Annotated in this window: 13 protein-coding genes and 1 tRNA gene; 9 read left to right on the plus strand and 5 right to left on the minus strand. The window is 71.6% G+C overall.

The annotated features are described in order from the left end of the window. Nucleotides 1-44: 44 nt before the first annotated feature. The 5 genes from ACIBG6_RS28190 to ACIBG6_RS28210 all read left to right on the plus strand — a co-directional run bounded on the left by ACIBG6_RS28190 (nt 45) and on the right by ACIBG6_RS28210 (nt 2,752). A complete protein-coding gene (locus ACIBG6_RS28190; RefSeq protein WP_399225452.1) occupies nt 45-524 on the plus strand; it encodes an SRPBCC family protein in 480 nt (159 codons plus the stop codon). A 140-nt stretch (nt 525-664) separates the two neighbouring features. After that, a complete protein-coding gene (locus ACIBG6_RS28195) occupies nt 665-1,087 on the plus strand; it encodes a hypothetical protein (protein ID WP_399225455.1) in 423 nt (140 codons plus the stop codon). Then, nucleotides 1,084-1,872 carry a transcriptional regulator gene (locus ACIBG6_RS28200; RefSeq protein ID WP_399225456.1) on the plus strand — a complete coding sequence of 263 codons (789 nt, stop codon included), beginning with the start codon at nt 1,084-1,086 and terminating at the stop codon, nt 1,870-1,872. Before ACIBG6_RS28195 ends, ACIBG6_RS28200 begins: the two co-directional genes overlap by 4 nt. A 41-nt stretch (nt 1,873-1,913) precedes the next feature. Then, the gene (locus tag ACIBG6_RS28205) at nt 1,914-2,306 is read left to right on the plus strand and encodes a roadblock/LC7 domain-containing protein (protein ID WP_399225457.1); all 393 of its coding nucleotides are present in this window, start codon (nt 1,914-1,916) and stop codon (nt 2,304-2,306) included. Between the two features lie 74 nt (nt 2,307-2,380). Beyond that, complete coding sequence (locus tag ACIBG6_RS28210; protein ID WP_399225458.1) at nt 2,381-2,752, plus strand: hypothetical protein; 372 nt, start codon at nt 2,381-2,383, stop codon at nt 2,750-2,752. Nucleotides 2,753-2,767: 15 nt separating this feature from the next. On the opposite strand, the gene ACIBG6_RS28215 is transcribed toward ACIBG6_RS28210, so the two are convergent. Both ACIBG6_RS28215 and ACIBG6_RS28220 read right to left on the minus strand, forming a co-directional pair. Then, complete coding sequence (locus tag ACIBG6_RS28215; protein ID WP_399225461.1) at nt 2,768-3,619, minus strand: MurR/RpiR family transcriptional regulator; 852 nt, start codon at nt 3,617-3,619, stop codon at nt 2,768-2,770. A gap of 334 nt (nt 3,620-3,953) precedes the next feature. Next, a complete protein-coding gene (locus tag ACIBG6_RS28220) occupies nt 3,954-5,342 on the minus strand; it encodes a cystathionine beta-synthase (protein ID WP_399225462.1) in 1,389 nt (462 codons plus the stop codon). A gap of 121 nt (nt 5,343-5,463) precedes the next feature. Between ACIBG6_RS28220 and ACIBG6_RS28225 the strand changes: the two genes are divergently transcribed. The 3 genes from ACIBG6_RS28225 (at nt 5,464) to ACIBG6_RS28235 (ending at nt 8,899) form a co-directional block, all read left to right on the plus strand. After that, complete coding sequence (locus ACIBG6_RS28225) at nt 5,464-6,495, plus strand: SGNH/GDSL hydrolase family protein (protein WP_399225463.1); 1,032 nt, start codon at nt 5,464-5,466, stop codon at nt 6,493-6,495. Nucleotides 6,496-6,607: 112 nt separating this feature from the next. Beyond that, a complete protein-coding gene (locus ACIBG6_RS28230; RefSeq protein ID WP_399225464.1) occupies nt 6,608-7,828 on the plus strand; it encodes an acetyl-CoA C-acetyltransferase in 1,221 nt (406 codons plus the stop codon). 234 nt (nt 7,829-8,062) lie between these two features. After that, nucleotides 8,063-8,899 carry a hypothetical protein gene (locus ACIBG6_RS28235; RefSeq protein WP_399225465.1) on the plus strand — a complete coding sequence of 279 codons (837 nt, stop codon included), beginning with the start codon at nt 8,063-8,065 and terminating at the stop codon, nt 8,897-8,899. Nucleotides 8,900-8,972: 73 nt separating this feature from the next. On the opposite strand, the gene ACIBG6_RS28240 is transcribed toward ACIBG6_RS28235, so the two are convergent. The 3 genes from ACIBG6_RS28240 to ACIBG6_RS28250 all read right to left on the minus strand — a co-directional run bounded on the left by ACIBG6_RS28240 (nt 8,973) and on the right by ACIBG6_RS28250 (nt 10,856). Next, nucleotides 8,973-9,302: a hypothetical protein gene (locus tag ACIBG6_RS28240; RefSeq protein ID WP_329623077.1), complete on the minus strand. Its 330-nt coding sequence runs from the start codon at nt 9,300-9,302 to the stop codon at nt 8,973-8,975. Between the two features lie 130 nt (nt 9,303-9,432). After that, entirely contained in the window at nt 9,433-10,332 is a 900-nt protein-coding gene (locus tag ACIBG6_RS28245; protein ID WP_329623074.1) for a Bax inhibitor-1/YccA family protein, read from the minus strand. Nucleotides 10,333-10,769: 437 nt separating this feature from the next. Then, nucleotides 10,770-10,856: transfer RNA gene (locus ACIBG6_RS28250), tRNA-Leu, on the minus strand. Between the two features lie 379 nt (nt 10,857-11,235). Between ACIBG6_RS28250 and ACIBG6_RS28255 the strand changes: the two genes are divergently transcribed. Further along, the gene (locus tag ACIBG6_RS28255; RefSeq protein WP_317596006.1) at nt 11,236-12,006 is read left to right on the plus strand and encodes an ABC transporter ATP-binding protein; all 771 of its coding nucleotides are present in this window, start codon (nt 11,236-11,238) and stop codon (nt 12,004-12,006) included. Nucleotides 12,007-12,044: the final 38 nt, after the last annotated feature.

Consider the following 12,044-nt stretch of genomic DNA (forward strand, 5'->3'; position numbering starts at 1 on the left):
CCCGTCGGGTAGCGCGGGCGCTGCGCCCCGGCTTCGATGAGGACATGACTGGAACGGATTCGGACACCACCTCCGTCGTCGTCGAGCGCCGGGTCGCCGCCTCCCCCGGCCGCGTCTGGGAGGCGATCACCGACCTCCGGGACATGCCCCGCGTCCTCTCGGGCGTCGAGAAGGTCGAGGTGCTCACCGAAGGCGGCTTCGGCGTGGGCACGCGCTGGCGCGAGACGCGGCGGATGCTGGGCAAGGAGGCCACCGAGGAGATGACCGTGACCGAGTGCGTGCCGCCCGACCGGTACGTCACGGTCGCCGACTCGCACGGCATGCACTACGTCTCCGAGCTCACCCTCAAGGCAGACGGCGACGGGGGCACGATCTTGCGGATGCATTTCTCGGGCGGTCCGGCGAGCGGCCGCAAGCCCGGATTCGTCGCCCGGCTGCTCGCCCGCTTCGGCGCGAAGGCCGTCGCCAAGGCGCTCAGGAAGGACCTGACCGACATCGCGAACGCCGTCGAGTCCCGCGCCTGACGCAAACGGATCGGTCAATTCCCGCCACCGTCCGGCATGTTCCGATGGAAAATGCCAGAACACCCCCCGCAGGCCGGAACGTTCAGTAACGTCACCGTCACCGCCGTTCGTTCGCGCGCCGTATCGGGAGGGGAATCCGCGTGCCCGGAATCGACGAGTGCCTGCTGGAGGCCATGGCCCTGCCAGGCGCTCGCGGAGCCTCCCTGGTCGACTGGACCAGCGGGCTCGCGCTCGGGACGGCGGGCGAGTCCCCCACCGGGGACCATGAGACCACGGCCGCCGAGACCGCCGAACTCGCCCGTGCTGCAGCCGAGTTCGACTCCTTCGCGGCGACAGGCGACACGGGCGAGGCGGGCAAGGCGGGAGAGGCGGCGCCCCCGCCCGGCCCGCCCGTCGAGGACCTGATCGTCACCACCCGCGCCGGCTACCACGTCCTCCGCTTCGTCGAGACGTCCTTCGACAGCAGCGTCTTCCTCCACCTCTGGCTCGACCGCGACCAGGGCAACCTCGCCCTCGCCCGCATACGCCTCCGCGATCTCGCCGAGAGGCTGGTCCTCGGATGAGCCCCGTCGCCGCACCACCCGCACCACCCGTCTCCCCGATGCTGGTCCGGCTCGCCGCGGAGAAGGCCACCGGCGCACTGCTGCGCGACCACGGCACGCTCTACCTCGTCGACGGCCGCGTCGTACACGCCGAAAGCCCCGCCGCCCCCGGCGTCGACGTCCTCCTGACCACCGGCGGACGCCTGCCCCGCGAAGGCTGGGACGAGGCCGTCGACCGCGCCGGCGCCCACCGCGCCGTCGGCCGCTTCCTCGTCGACAGCGGCCGGCTGCACGACGGCGAGCTGGAGATCTGCCACCTCGGCGCCGTCTTCGACGCGGCCTTCTTCGCCCTCTCCCCCACCAGCGGACCGACCCGCTTCCGGTACGGGGTCGGGCACTGGTTCGGCACGGTGCGGCCGGTCTCCGCCGAGGCCGTCGAGCGCGAGACCGTACGCCGCCGCGAGCTCCTCGACGCCGTCTGGCCGTACGCCTCCGTCGACAGCGCCCCGGTCGTGCCGCGCCCCGCCGCCCCCGGCCAGACCGTCGGGGCCCGGCAGCGCGCCCTGCTCGCCCTGGCCGACGGGGAGCGGACCCCGGCGGAGCTCGCCCGGCTGCTCGGCCGCCCCGCCTTCCACACGCTCCTCGACGTCCGGCGGCTCGCCGCCGCCGGACTCGTCGAGACCCCGCCGGAACCCGGCCCCGAACCCGTACCGCCCCCGCAACCGCTCCTGGCGGCCCCGCAGGTGGCCGACCCCGACATCGCCCTGCTGCGCCGGCTCCGTGACGCCCTGGAGGCACATCTGTGATGAGACGTGCCCTGCGCCTGCGCGCCGAGAGGAGACAGCTCATGACTGCGGAAACAGAGGTCCTCGGCGAACTCAGACGGCTGCGGGCCCGGCTGCCCCAGCTGACCGGAGCCCTCGCGGCCAGCGCCGACGGCCTCGTCCTCGCCCACGACACCGTCGACGGCGAGGCGGAGAGCGTGGCCGCCCTGACGGCGGCGGCGCTCGGCGTCGGCCAGCGACTGACCGACTGCACGGGCCAGGGCCGCTTCCGCGAGCTCCTCGTCCGCGGCGAGAGCGGTTACGTGGCGACGTACGCGGCAGGCGGCGCGGCCGTCCTGACGCTGCTCGCCGAGCCCCGGATCAACGTGGGACGGCTCCATCTGGAGGCCCGCAGGTCCAGCGCCCGGATAGGCGAGCTCGTCGACGGAGCGCTGGAGCGCAAAGACCTGATCTGACCCGAAGTCCGAAGCAACCCACGAAGAACACGCAGCAGAACACGCAGCAGAACACGAAAAGGAAGTGCGACACCATGGCGAACACCGAGACCTCCCTCAAGGAAGCCGCCGCGATCGAAGGCGCCATCGGCGCGGCGCTCGTCGACTACACGAGCGGCATGGCGCTCGGCACCATCGGCGGCGGCAAGGAGCTCGACCTGAACGTGGCCGCGGCGGGCAACACCGACGTGGTCCGGGCCAAGGTCCGTGCGATGGAGATGCTCGGCCTCGGCGACGCGATCGAGGACATCCTGATCACCCTCGGCCGGCAGTACCACCTGATCCTGCTGCTCAAGGGGCAGGGCGCGAACGGCCTGTTCCTGTACCTCGCCCTGGACAAGGAGCGCGCGAACCTCGCGATGGCCCGCCACCAGCTCAAGAAGATCGCGGCCGAGCTCCAGGTCTGATCCCCGGGGCGCCGCCTACTCGACGAACAGGCCCCGCGCGGCCGCCTTCGTGTCGAACTCCTCCAGGCGCGCCTGCGCGTCAGGGAGTTCGTCCGCCATGGCCTCCAGGAGGACCCGGCCGAGCATCATCGGCGCGCAGGCGGTGTCGAAGGCGAGCCCCGTGCCGACGGCGGCCGGGATCAGCAGGTCGCTGTGGGCGGCGACGGGCGCGAACGCCGAGTCGGCGACGGCCACGACCGTGAGCCCGGCCGCCCGCGCGTACTCCAGGGCCTCGACGACCTCCCGGGGATGCCGGGGCAGCGCGAAGCAGAGCAGCGCCGTCGCCCCGGCCCGTACGGCCGCGTCGACGCGGTCCGTGAGCATCGAGCCGCCCTCGTCGAGGAGCCGGACGTCGGGGTGCACCTTGGCGGCGAAGTAGGCGAAGCCGCGCGCCTGCGAGGAGGCGGCCCGCAGGCCGAGGACGAGCAGCGGGCGGGAGGAGGCGAGGAGCCGGCCGGCCCGCTCGACGGGCTTCGGGTCGGCGAGCAGCCCGGCCAGGTGCCGGAGGTTCTCGATCTCGGCGAGCACGGCCTGCTGGTACTCGTTGTGGCCCTCGCCGCCCTTCTCCGCGGCGGCGGCGCCGGGCTCCGGGGGCGCGACCTCCCGCAGATGGCGGCGGAGCGCCGGATACCCGTCGAAGCCGAGGGCGACGGCGAAGCGGGTGACGGAGGGCTGGCTGACCCCGGCGAGCTCGGCGAGCTCGACGCTGGACAGGAACGGCACATCGGCGGCGCGCCGCACCATGCAGTGCGCGATGCGCCGCTGCGTCGGCGTCAGCCGGTGCCCCTCGAAGAGCGCCTGCAGCCGTCCGGCCGGGCTGTCGCTCATGCCGTCCGTCCCCCTTCCGCCTATTCATCCACGACTAACTCTGCATAAGGATATGCAGTCGGGTGGAGGGAGGGGAAGGAGTGGCGCGGGGACCGCCGCACCCCCGGTGAAGGGGGGCGGGACGACGGCGGTCCCCGCGTGGGACACGGGCCCGGGTCAGGGCCGGTCTCCGCGTCCGCGGCGTCTGTGGAGGCCCGGGAGCCGCTCCGGAAGTCCGTGACGCCGACGACCACCAATGTGCCGGACGCGTGTTAAGCGGGTGCTGCGGGTACGTGACGCCCTCGTACCAGTTGTACGAACGGCTTCACGCACCCCGCACCGCCCGTCGTGCGGACTACTTCGCGCCGCCGTTGGCCAGGAAGGCCAGCAGGTCCTGGCGGCTGACGACACCGGTCGGCTTGCCCTCGACCAGGACGATCGCCGCGTCGGAGGCCTCGCCGAGGACGGACATCAGGTCGGCGACGGGCTCGCCGGAGCCGACCTGCGGCAGCGGCGCGCTCATGTGGTGCTCCAGCGGGTCCTCCAGGGAGGCCCGCTTCGTGAAGAGCGCGTCGAGGAGCTCGCGCTCGACGACCGAGCCGACGACCTCGGCGGCCATCACGTCGGGGTGGCCGGCGCCGGGCTTGACGATGGGCATCTGGGAGACGCCGTACTCGCGCAGCACCTCGATGGCCTGGCCGACGGTCTCGTCCGGGTGCATGTGGACGAGGGAGGGCATGACGCCCTCCTTGTGCCGCAGGACGTCCGCGACGGTGGCGGTGGAGGTGTCCTCCAGGAAGCCGTGTCCGGCCATCCACTCGTCGCTGAAGATCTTGGACATGTAGCCGCGGCCGGAGTCCGGGAGCAGCACCACGACGACGTCGTCGGGGCCCAGCTCCTTGGCGACCTCAAGGGCGGCGACCACGGCCATGCCGCAGGAGCCGCCGACGAGCAGGCCCTCCTCCTTGGCGAGGCGGCGGGTCATCTGGAACGAGTCCTTGTCGGACACGGCGACGATCCGGTCCGTGACGTTCCGGTCGTACGCGGTCGGCCAGAAGTCCTCGCCGACGCCCTCGACCAGGTACGGCCGGCCGGAACCGCCCGAGTAGACGGAGCCCTCGGGGTCGGCGCCGATGACCTTGACGGAGCCGCCGCTGACCTCCTTGAGGTAGTTGCCGGTGCCGGAGATGGTGCCGCCGGTGCCGACACCCGCCACGAAGTGGGTGATCTTCCCGTCCGTCTGGTCCCAGAGCTCGGGACCGGTGGTCTCGTAGTGGGAGCGCGGGTTGTTCGGGTTGGAGTACTGGTCGGGCTTCCAGGCACCGGCCGTCTCACGGACGAGCCGGTCCGAGACGTTGTAGTACGAGTCCGGGTGCTCGGGATCCACGGCCGTGGGGCAGACGACGACCTCGGCGCCGTACGCCCGCAGCACGTTGATCTTGTCGAGGGACACCTTGTCGGGGCAGACGAAGATGCACTTGTAGCCCTTCTGCTGGGCCACGATCGCGAGGCCGACGCCGGTGTTCCCGGACGTGGGCTCGACGATCGTGCCGCCGGGCTTGAGCGCGCCGCTCTGCTCGGCCGCCTCGATCATGCGGACGGCGATGCGGTCCTTGACCGACCCGCCCGGGTTGAAGTACTCGACCTTGGCCAGGACGGTTGCCTGGATGCCCGCCGTGACGTTGTTGAGCTTCACCAGCGGGGTGTTGCCGACGAGGCTGATCATCGAGTCGTGGAATTGCACCGTAATCTCCGGGGTCTCCGTAATGGTGTGGCCAGCGTATGCGTAGTCGGAGCGGCTTACGGGGCAGTTAGACCCTGAACGGCTTGAAGACCCCGAACGGTTCGAGGAGGTGACGGCCCCGATGTCGAGGGCGAGGGTGGCACGGCGGATCGCGGCGGGAGCGGCCTACGGCGGCGGGAGCATCGGTCTCCTCGGCGTGGCCGCGGTCGGGCTCCTGCTGACCGAGATGCAGCTGGCGAAGAGATCGGTGGGGAACGGGACGGCGCCCCTGCCGCCGGTGTCGGACGGCTTCTACGGCCGTTCCTTCGGTACGGAGGGGCCCCTGCGACTGGCCCTTCTGGGTGATTCCACGGCGGCGGGCCAGGGGGTCCGCCGCGCGGGTCAGACGCCGGGCGCGCTGCTCGCCTCGGGGCTCGCGGCGGTGGCCGAGCGGCCGGTGGTCCTGCGGAACGTGGCGCTGTCGGGGGCGCGCTCGGACGACCTGGAGCGCCAGGTCTCGCTGCTCCTCGCCCAGCCGGTGGGGGTGCCCGACGTCTGCGTGATCATGATCGGGGCGAACGACGTGACGCACCGGATGCCGCCCACGGAGTCGGTGCGGCACCTCACGGCGGCGGTGCGGCGGCTGCGGACGGCGGGCGCGGAGGTGGTGGTCGGGACCTGCCCCGACCTGGGGACGATCGAACCGGTCTACCAGCCGCTGCGCTGGCTGGCCCGGCGGGCCTCGCGGCAGCTGGCTGCGGCGCAGACGATCGTGGTGGTGGAGCAGGGCGGGCGGACGGTGTCGCTGGGCGATCTGCTCGGCCCCGAGTTCGCGGCGAATCCGCGCGAGATGTTCGGCGTGGACAACTTCCACCCGTCGGCGGAGGGGTACGCGACGGCGGCGATGGCGGTGCTGCCGACGCTGTGCGCGTCGCTCGGCGTGTGGCCGGAAACCGACCGGCTGGAGCCGGCGCGGCGGGAGAACATCCTGCCGGTGGCGAAGGCGGCGGCCGAGGCGGCGAAGGAGGCGGGCACGGAGGTCACGGCCGCGCGTGCGCCGTGGGCGCTCCTCAAGCACCGCCGCCGGCGGCGCCTCCCGGTAGCCGGGGGCGCGGAGGAGATCACGGAGACACCGGCCGGCACCACCCCATCGACGGAGACTCCAGCCAACTGAGCATACGCTTAGAAAAGAGGTCCGCATCACACGTCCGGGCCGGTGACCACATGCGGTACGTACGGGTAACTTCCCTTTCAGTCCGCTCACTCCGCACCCTCATGGAGCCGTGATGCCCGAAGCCGTGATCGTCTCGACCGCCCGCTCTCCCATCGGACGGGCCTTCAAGGGCTCCCTCAAGGACCTGCGGCCGGACGACCTCACCGCGACCATCATCCAGGCCGCCCTGGCCAAGGTGCCCGAGCTCGACCCCCGCGACATCGACGACCTGATGCTGGGCTGCGGTCTGCCCGGCGGCGAGCAGGGCAACAACCTGGGCCGGATCGTCGCCGTGCAGATGGGCATGGACCACCTGCCGGGCTGCACGGTCACCCGCTACTGCTCCTCCTCGCTCCAGACCTCCCGCATGGCGCTGCACGCCATCAAGGCCGGCGAGGGCGACGTCTTCATCTCGGCCGGTGTCGAGATGGTGTCCCGCTTCGTGAAGGGCAACTCGGACTCGCTGCCCGACACGCACAACCCCTTCTTCGCCGACGCCGAGGCCCGCACCGCCGCGGTCGCCGCCTCCGAGGGCTCCGCGTGGCACGACCCGCGCGAGGACGGCATCGTCCCGGACGCGTACATCGCGATGGGCCAGACCGCCGAGAACCTGGCCCGCTGGAAGGGCATCAGCCGCCAGGAGATGGACGAGTTCGGCGTACGGTCGCAGAACCTCGCCGAGCAGGCCATCAAGAACGGCTTCTGGGAGCGCGAGATCACCCCCGTGACGCTGCCGGACGGCACCGTCGTCTCCGGCGACGACGGCCCGCGCGCCGGCGTCACCCTGGAGGGCGTGCAGGGCCTCAAGCCGGTCTTCCGCCCCGACGGCCTGGTCACCGCCGCCAACTGCTGCCCGCTGAACGACGGCGCCGCCGCGCTCGTGATCATGTCGGACACGAAGGCCCGCGAGCTCGGTCTGACCCCGCTCGCCCGCATCGTCTCCACCGGCGTCTCCGGCCTCTCCCCCGAGATCATGGGCCTCGGCCCGGTCGAGGCGTCCAAGCAGGCCCTCAAGCGCGCCGGCCTGACCATCGGCGACATCGACCTGGCCGAGATCAACGAGGCCTTCGCCGCCCAGGTCATCCCGTCCTACCAGGACCTGGGTCTGGATCTGGACAAGGTGAACGTCAACGGCGGCGCGATCGCCGTCGGCCACCCCTTCGGCATGACGGGCGCCCGCATCACCGGCACCCTCATCAACAGCCTCCAGTTCCACGACAAGCAGTTCGGCCTGGAGACCATGTGCGTCGGCGGCGGCCAGGGCATGGCCATGGTCATCGAGCGCCTCTCGTAATCACCCGAGCGGGGAGCACTCAACCGCTCCGCGTCCGAGCCGTGACCGAATCTCCCCCAGGATGTGACCTACGTCCCGGGGGAGTTCGTTTTCGCAGGTCAGAGCAGTCTTGGGACTAAACGCCCGGCCGAAATACCTGTCCAATTCGTGACGTAATGCACTGACAGCGAGCACCACCCCAGGACAAGCTGATGTAGGAAGTCGGGGGATCGACTCGGAATCGGGAGTTCGTCAGTGAGCGCCATGTCTCTTGCCCTGCTGCTGACCACGGCCGCTGCCACGGCCGTGGGCGCTGCTGCCCTGCACGCCGTCCACGGTCTCCGCAAGGAGGTCACCGGCCTCCGCACTGAGCTGGCGGCCGCCCGCGGCGCCAAGGTCCCCGCGGCGCGCGCCACGCCCGCCGCGGAGATACGGGCCGCGGTCGCCGAGGCGCTGGCCGAGGAGCGCGAGCGCGAGCTCGCGGAGGCCCGTGCCTTCTGGGCCGCGCAGGAGGCCCGTGACGCGGCCGACGCGCCGTCCCTGCTCGGCGGGCTCGGCGGCCCGGTCGAGGACGGTGCCTTCTTCGTCCCGCGCCAGGCCGACTTCGTGGGCCTGGAGGCGATGGCCCTGGAGGCCATGGAGGCGGAGGCCGCCTCGCTCGACGGCGTCGCCGACTTCGCCGACCCGCTGGACGAGTTCCCCGAGGACTCCGCGGAGCTGGCCGCGGCCCGCCGCCGCCACCCCTCGCACCCGGACTTCGTGCCGGTGCAGACCCCGGTCGTCACCGACCACGAGCGGACGGTGGCCCGTCTCGAGGAGCTCGCGGACGACCGCACGGCGCTGACCGACGTGCGCCCGGGCCCGCTCGGCACCCTGGACGTGTACGTCTTCGCGGACGGTACGACGCTCTGCATGACCCCCGGCCACCGCGAGACCGCGGAGCGCCTCGCCGAGGCCCTGCGCGCGGGCCGCGCCCCGGTGCTGCTCGGCGGCTCGGGCGTCTCGGGCGCCTTCGCGCTCACCTTCTCGTACGGCGACACGGACGAGGAGAACGTCTACATCCTGGCGGACCGCGTCATCGCCTCGCTGTAGCCCCCACAAGGCCCCACAGCCCCCGCAAGCCCCCGCAGCAAGGCGGCGTCAGCCTCTGGGAGCCCCAGAGGCCTCAGAGCCCCGAGCGCTCCGCCGCCTCACGTACCAGCCTCACGGCCTCGCCCAGTTCCCCCTCGCGGGAATCGGCCGGGGCCGTTCGCAGGATCTCCGCCAGGTCGTTCCCGGCGACGACGAGCTGGTCGGCGACGGTGAAGACCCCCGCGTCCGGCATCGTCAGCGGCTCCCGCTCCGGGTTCTCGGCGCGCTGGGCGCGCACCGCGAGCTCCCGGGCGAGCGCGAGCCCCTCGGCCGCGGCCCCGCGCTGGAGGCGGCTCTGCGGGGCGGCCCGCAGCCGGTCGGCGAAGCGCTCGACGGCGGCGGTCAGTTCACTCGTATCACGCACCCCGTCACCCTACGCGCCGCCCGGGCCGCCGCCCGCGTCCTCCTCGACGCGGCGCGACAGGCCCCCGTACACGCGGAAAGGGCCCGCCCGGCACGAAGCCGGACGGGCCCTTCCCCCGAGCTCTGACGCGTCAGTCGTCGCCCTGCAGGATCGACAGCAGACGCAGCATCTCCAGGTAGATCCACACCAGGGTCATGGTGAGACCGAAGGCGGCCAGCCAGGCCTCCTCGCGCGGCGCGCCGTAGTTCACGCCGTCCTCGACCTGCTTGAAGTCGAGGGCGAGGAAGCAGGCGCCCAGGATGACGCCGATGACACCGAAGAGGATGCCGAGGCCACCGCTGCGGAAGCCGAGGCCGTCACCGCCGGCGAAGACGGCGAAGAGGAGGTTGACCACCATGAGCAGCATGAAGCCCATGGCGGCGGCCATCACGAAGCCGTAGAAGCGTCGGTTGACCCGGATCCAGCCCATCTTGTAGGCGATCAGGACACCGGCGAAGACCGCCATCGTGCCCAGGACCGCCTGGATGACCACGCCGTCGGCGATGTACGTCGAGACGGCGGCCGAGATCACACCGAGGAAGACGCCCTCGAAGGCCGCGTAGCCCAGGATCAGCGCGGGAGACGGCTTGCGCTTGAAGGACTGCACCATCGCCAGGACGAACGCGACGAGCGCGGCGCCGATGGCGATGCCGTACGACTTGCCCAGGTTGGCCGAGTCGACCGGCAGCAGGAACCAGGACAGGACGGCGGTGAGCACGACCGTGCCGAGCGTCATGGCCGTACGGCTCACGACGTCGTCGATCGTCATCACGTTGCCGCGGGCCTGCTGCGGGGCGCCGAGCGCGGCGTCCTGCGGGGCGTACGGGTTGGTGGCGTACGGGTTCGTCGCACCCTCGGCGTACGGGTTGCCGGTGGCGTACGGGTTGGTTCCGACGGCGGGGCCCCCGGCCTGCGGCTGCTGCGCGTTCACCGCGTAGCCGTTGTCGCGGCTGAACCCCCGTCGCGAGAAGACCGGGTTGCTGCTCCTCATCTCACTCCTCCATGGCAGACCGCACGGCGCGGCCTTGCGTCAAGGGTAATGCGTAGGCAAAAGAAACTCCCTAGTGCTCGGGGAGGATCTTTTCCCGGAAGATTTCGATCTTCCCCCACACCGGAGCGCACCGCTCCACGACGCTCCTCCCGTACATGTACCCACCCGCTCGGGAGAACTGATGGCCACTGCACCGAGCACGACCTGGCAGTGGTCGGAGCGCCCGGTACGGACCTGGAGGCGCTGACGGCGAGCCTCACCGACGGCTCGTACCCGCTCCTCGCGGAGCTGCACGCACACGGTCTCGACGTGGTCCTCGTCGCTCCGACCGCGGATCAGTCGCTCTGGACCCAGTCGGCTCCTGGCTGGTCGACCGTCTCCCGAAGGGCTGACGGAGGGACTGCGCCGGGCCCCAGGCACTCGCCTGCGGCCCGGGGTGGTGCCCGGAACCGGACTTGAACCGGTACGGCCCGAGGGCCAGCGAGGTTTAAGCTCGCCGTGTCTGCGTATTCCACCATCCGGGCGTTCCGCGAAGCTCCGCGTTGGCACAGGAGCCTATCCGGGCCCCTTCCCTCGTTCAGCGGAAGATCAGCCCGATGTTGTCTTATTTTATTGACGCCTGAGGGTGCGTCAGTGCAGGTGGGAGGCTTTTCGCCGAACTGTGACGGGGGTCGCAGGCGCAAAGCCGAGCCCACCGGAATGACGAAAAGTCGTCGCACGTCTGTCACGTCGGCTCGAAGCCGTCTCTCAGGGACGCCGTCATACCTCAGGAGGAGGATCGGCGGCTCCGGTCCGACTCGAGACTGCCCCGAGAACGGGCACGTGGACGGACGTCCCGGGCCGTAACGCTCGACACGATGGAGGGGTTCCCGCAGCAGCCCCGCAGTGACAGGAGTCCCCCTCGTGACCACCACCCCCACCGTGTCCCGCGCCACCGCGGTGGCCGCCCGCGCCACGGATCTCTCGAAGGTCTACGGACAGGGCGAGACCCAGGTGGTCGCGCTCGACCACGTCACCGTCGACTTCCGGCAGGGCGAGTTCACCGCGATCATGGGCCCCTCCGGCTCCGGCAAGTCGACCCTGATGCACTGCGTCGCCGGTCTGGACTCCTTCTCCTCCGGCTCGGTGCGGATCGGCGAGACCGAGCTCTCCACCCTCAAGGACAAGCAGCTCACCCAGCTCCGCCGGGACAAGATCGGCTTCATCTTCCAGGCCTTCAACCTGCTGCCGACGCTGACGGCCCTGGAGAACATCACGCTGCCGATGGACATCGCGGGCCGCAAGGCCGACAAGCAGTGGGTCCAGCAGGTCATCGACATGCTCGGCCTCTCCGCCCGGCTCAGCCACCGCCCCACCGAGCTCTCCGGCGGCCAGCAGCAGCGCGTGGCCGTGGCCCGCGCCCTGGCCTCCCGCCCGGAGATCATCTTCGGCGACGAGCCGACCGGAAACCTGGACTCGCGCTCCGGCGCCGAGGTCCTGGGCTTCCTGCGCAACTCGGTCCGCGAGCTGGGCCAGACCGTCGTCATGGTCACCCACGACCCGGTCGCCGCCTCCTACGCGGACCGCGTGATCTTCCTCGCCGACGGCCGGATCGTCGACGAGATGCTGCACCCGACGGCGGACGGGGTGCTCGACCGCATGAAGGCCTTCGACGCCAAGGGCCGTACGAGCTGACGCGAGCGACGCCGAAGCGTCACGCCGCCCCGACCTCC

The organism is Streptomyces sp. NPDC050842 (genome assembly GCF_044456565.1).
Lineage (GTDB): Bacteria > Actinomycetota > Actinomycetes > Streptomycetales > Streptomycetaceae > Streptomyces.

Bases quoted from the DNA above. Each gene is read 5' to 3' on its own strand.
- ACIBG6_RS28190 (WP_399225452.1), top strand. From the start codon at position 45: ATGACTGGAACGGATTCGGACACCACCTCCGTCGTCGTCGAGCGCCGG.
- ACIBG6_RS28200 (WP_399225456.1), top strand. From the start codon at position 1,084: ATGAGCCCCGTCGCCGCACCACCCGCACCACCCGTCTCCCCGATGCTG.
- ACIBG6_RS28205 (WP_399225457.1), top strand. From the start codon at position 1,914: ATGACTGCGGAAACAGAGGTCCTCGGCGAACTCAGACGGCTGCGGGCC.
- ACIBG6_RS28210 (WP_399225458.1), top strand. From the start codon at position 2,381: ATGGCGAACACCGAGACCTCCCTCAAGGAAGCCGCCGCGATCGAAGGC.
- ACIBG6_RS28215 (WP_399225461.1), bottom strand. From the start codon at position 3,619: ATGAGCGACAGCCCGGCCGGACGGCTGCAGGCGCTCTTCGAGGGGCAC.
- ACIBG6_RS28225 (WP_399225463.1), top strand. From the start codon at position 5,464: ATGTCGAGGGCGAGGGTGGCACGGCGGATCGCGGCGGGAGCGGCCTAC.
- ACIBG6_RS28230 (WP_399225464.1), top strand. From the start codon at position 6,608: ATGCCCGAAGCCGTGATCGTCTCGACCGCCCGCTCTCCCATCGGACGG.
- ACIBG6_RS28245 (WP_329623074.1), bottom strand. From the start codon at position 10,332: ATGAGGAGCAGCAACCCGGTCTTCTCGCGACGGGGGTTCAGCCGCGAC.